The sequence below is a fragment of the Pseudomonas sp. NDM genome, assembly GCF_003105095.1.
GTDB lineage: Bacteria > Pseudomonadota > Gammaproteobacteria > Pseudomonadales > Pseudomonadaceae > Aquipseudomonas > Aquipseudomonas moraviensis_A.
This window is the reverse complement of record NZ_QETJ01000274.1, coordinates 1-3,376: the sequence shown is the minus strand read 5'-3', so window position 1 is coordinate 3,376 and position 3,376 is coordinate 1. Positions and strand designations below refer to the sequence as shown.

General features: G+C 60.3%; 4 protein-coding genes. 2 read left to right on the top strand and 2 right to left on the bottom strand.

Annotated features, from left to right (window positions below):
- Window positions 1-71 precede the first annotated feature (71 nt).
- Complete coding sequence (locus DCO47_RS26275; RefSeq protein ID WP_116659248.1) at window positions 72-1,109, bottom strand: dienelactone hydrolase; 1,038 nt, start codon at window positions 1,107-1,109, stop codon at window positions 72-74.
- Between the two features lie 168 nt (window positions 1,110-1,277).
- Window positions 1,278-1,889 (bottom strand): FMN-dependent NADH-azoreductase, encoded by a 612-nt coding sequence (locus DCO47_RS26270; RefSeq protein ID WP_042609919.1) that lies wholly within the window; start codon window positions 1,887-1,889, stop codon window positions 1,278-1,280.
- 126 nt (window positions 1,890-2,015) lie between these two features.
- Here DCO47_RS26270 and DCO47_RS26265 point away from each other — a divergent pair, with 126 nt between their 5' ends.
- Entirely contained in the window at window positions 2,016-2,924 is a 909-nt protein-coding gene (locus tag DCO47_RS26265; RefSeq protein WP_064362268.1) for a LysR substrate-binding domain-containing protein, read from the top strand.
- Complete coding sequence (locus DCO47_RS26260; RefSeq protein ID WP_042609917.1) at window positions 2,921-3,280, top strand: MmcQ/YjbR family DNA-binding protein; 360 nt, start codon at window positions 2,921-2,923, stop codon at window positions 3,278-3,280. The genes DCO47_RS26265 and DCO47_RS26260 overlap by 4 nt, the downstream gene beginning before the upstream one ends.
- Window positions 3,281-3,376: the final 96 nt, after the last annotated feature.

Below are 3,376 nucleotides of genomic sequence, written 5' to 3'. Positions count from 1 at the left end.
CTTTGAAGATCAAGAGATCGCAGCCTCGTTGCACTCGTCAGCTCCTACAGGAATTGGTGGCGGTGATGAAGTTATTGATCCGCCGTCTGCATCCCCGCTCGGGTTGTTTTCGCCAGCGCATGGGCAAAAAACCGTCCGGCCTCCGAGATCAGGTTGCGGTGAATATCCTCGCGATCGACTCCGTCAGCGTCGGTACACAACGCCGGCATGGCGCGGATCTGCTCTTCGGTGCACGGCGCCATGAACACGAAGTGCCCTGCCCCGGCCAGCAGCTTGAAGTCCGGCGCGGTGGGCAGTTTGCGCGCCAGGGCGGCGGCGTTTTTGTCGAAGGCCACCAGTTTGTCGCCGTCGCCGCTGTAGAGCAGCACTGGCACATGCACGTCGGCGAGAGTATGGCGGCCGAATTTCAGGCTCAGCGGCGCCATCAGCAACAAGGCGTGAACCCGTGGATCGGCCACCGGTTGCAAGTCATCGCGATCGACAATCAGCTCGCCCTGGGTGTTGCAGGCATCGTGATCGTCCGGGCGTTCCTGGCAATAGCGGCGCAGGCGATCCAGATCCGGTTGCGCCCCGGACAGAATCAACGCGGTCTCGCCACCCGCCGAATAACCGATGACGCCGACCTGATCAGCATTGACGAACGGCGCCAGCATGCGGTCGCCAAGGGTTGCGGTGATTGCTTGGGAGATTTGAATCGGACGGCCATAAAGGTTGCTCAACGTGCCAAGACGGCTATGGTCGCGCCAGTTGTCGCCGGGGTGGATCACCGCCACCACCACAAAGCCTTTGCGCGCCAGCGACGTCGCCAGATCATGCAAGGCCAGCGGCGTGCCGGTGTTGCCGTGGGAGAGCATCAACATCGGAAAGCGGCCGATGGCGACTTTGGTGTCTTCCCCGGCTTCCACCGGGTAGCCCTCGAGCAAACTCAGGTGCTCGCGGTCACTGGAGGGATAAAAAGCGATGGCGCGCATCGGTTGCAGATCGAGCGGGTCGAGAAAGGTCATCTCGTGATAACCGACACTCCATACGGGATGCCGCCCCGGCGCGGCCTGCACTGAATTCAGGCTGCCGAGCAGGCAAATCAGCAACATTGCACAAAGATGCTTCATGAATGCCCCCACCCTGTCGGACTCCATCGTCGGATGTGCTGAAACTGCATAACCCGGGCCAGATTATGTAACAGCCAGAAACAAAAAACTCCGTATTCGGCCCTTGCGGAACCAGAATACAGAGTTTCTTGGGGATTACCTGAACATCAGCTGTTCTTTACGCAAGCCTTACGCGGCGGCGAACAGTTGCTCGCTGATCTTCGCTTGCGCAGCGCTCATGGCGTTGTTGCGCACTTCTTCGCCATAGGCCAGGCCTTCAGCGCGGACGATTTCGATATCGGTGATGCCGAGGAAACCCAGCACCAGCTTCAGATACTCTTCGTGAGCGATGCCGCTGGCCTGACCGGCATGGATGCCGCCGGAGGTCGACACGATCACCACTTTCTTGCCACCGCACAGGCCTTCCGGGCCGGCTTCGGTGTAGCGGAAAGTCTGGCCGGCGACGGCAACGCGGTCGATCCACGCCTTGAGCTGGGTCGGGATGGTGAAGTTGTACATCGGCGCGGCAATCACCACGGCGTCGGCAGCGATGAACTCGGCCAGGGTCGAAGCGCTCAGCTCGGCTTCGTGCTGTTGCACAGCGTCGCGCAGCTCTGCGGTAGTACCGGCGGCGACCAGCGTGGTCGACGAGAAGTGGCTGATCGCGTCGGCAGCCAGGTCGCGATAGGTGACCACGGCGCTCGGCTCGGCGGCTTGCCAGGCGTCGACGACTTGACGGCTCAACTGACGGGAAGCCGAGTTGTCGCCGAGAATGCTCGAATCGATGTGCAACAGTTTCATGTAGGTTCTCCTGAAAGAATCGCCGGCGGCGACGGAATGGAGACAATCCTACGCAACAAACCAATAGCTGATTAGTCGCCGACAATGCGATAGTTCGTCCCATTGATAGAACGACTGGAAACGCGCATGCAGGACCTCAACGATCTCTACTATTTCGCCAAAGTGGTCGAGGCTGGCGGATTCGCCGCCGCCGGGCGCCTGCTCGGTATTCCCAAGTCACGGCTGTCCAGAAGAATTGCCGAACTGGAAGAACGCCTCGGCGCGCGTCTGCTGCAGCGGACTACGCGACAATTGAATCTCACCGCTGTTGGCGAACGCTATTTGCGCCACTGCCAGGCGATGTTGCTTGAAGCGGAGATGGCTGACGAGGCCGTCGCGAGTATGTCCAGCGAGCCACGCGGTCGGCTGCGGGTGTCGTGCCCGACCGGGCTTGCCCATGAAATGCTGCCGACGGTGATCAGCGATTTTCTCGGCAAGTTTCCGCAGGTGCAGTTGGAAGTCGTGCTGCTCAACCGCCGTGTGGATCTGGTCACTGAAGGCATAGATGTGGCGTTGCGCGTGCGCGATCACGGCGATGAAGATCCGTTGCTGGTCACCCGACGCTTGCGTCAGGCCCAGGCGGTGGTCATAGCCAGCCCGGATTTCATGCAAGGCAAGACCATCAATCATCCCCAGGACTTGAAGAACCTGCCGGTGCTCGGCGCGCTGGAAGCCGATCGCATGGTTCATGTGCGCCTGCTCGATCAGCAGGGTAAAAGTGTCGATCTGAGCATGGAAGCGCGGCTGGGTATCGATGACTTCGTAGTGCGCAAGGCCTGCGTCCTCGCCGGTCAGGGTTTTACCGTGTTGCCGATGATGTTCTGCGAGACCGAATTGCGTAACGGCACGCTGGTGCAGGTGCTGCCGCAATGGTCACTGCCTGGCGGCTGGCTGCAAGCGGTGTATCCGCATCGGCGCGGGGTGATGCCAGCGGTGCGCGCATGGATCGATCATCTGGTCGAGTCGTTCAATGCCTGCGGGGAGCGGTTGCTATGAAACAGGGAAAAATGAGCGAAGCCGAGGTTGCCGGATTTTGTCTGGCGCTGCCCGGTGCTCGCGAAGACTACAAATGGGGCGGCGTGCGGGTGTTTTCGATTGCCGGCAACAAGATGTTCGCTTTACAGGGATTACGCGGCGACTCGCTGGCGTTCAAGGTCGACAAGGATCTGTTTCTCGGCCATTGCGACCGCCCGGGGATTCATCCGGCGCCGTATCTGGCGCGGGCGCAGTGGATCATCATGCATCCGCCCTACCCGCTGGGTGCGGAGGAATTGCAGGGGCTTTTGCAGCGATCGCATCAACTGGTGGTGAGCAAGTTGCCCAAAAAGACTCAAATCGGCCTGCTGCTGTAATCCCGGTCTCATGTAGGAGTGAGCCTGCTCGCGATAGCGGTGTATCAGTCGACATCCTTGTTGATTGAAAAGACGCTATCGCGAGCAGGCTCACTC

Bases quoted from the DNA above. Each gene is read 5' to 3' on its own strand.
- DCO47_RS26270 (WP_042609919.1), bottom strand. From the start codon at position 1,889: ATGAAACTGTTGCACATCGATTCGAGCATTCTCGGCGACAACTCGGCT.
- DCO47_RS26275 (WP_116659248.1), bottom strand. From the start codon at position 1,109: ATGAAGCATCTTTGTGCAATGTTGCTGATTTGCCTGCTCGGCAGCCTG.
- DCO47_RS26260 (WP_042609917.1), top strand. From the start codon at position 2,921: ATGAAACAGGGAAAAATGAGCGAAGCCGAGGTTGCCGGATTTTGTCTG.
- DCO47_RS26265 (WP_064362268.1), top strand. From the start codon at position 2,016: ATGCAGGACCTCAACGATCTCTACTATTTCGCCAAAGTGGTCGAGGCT.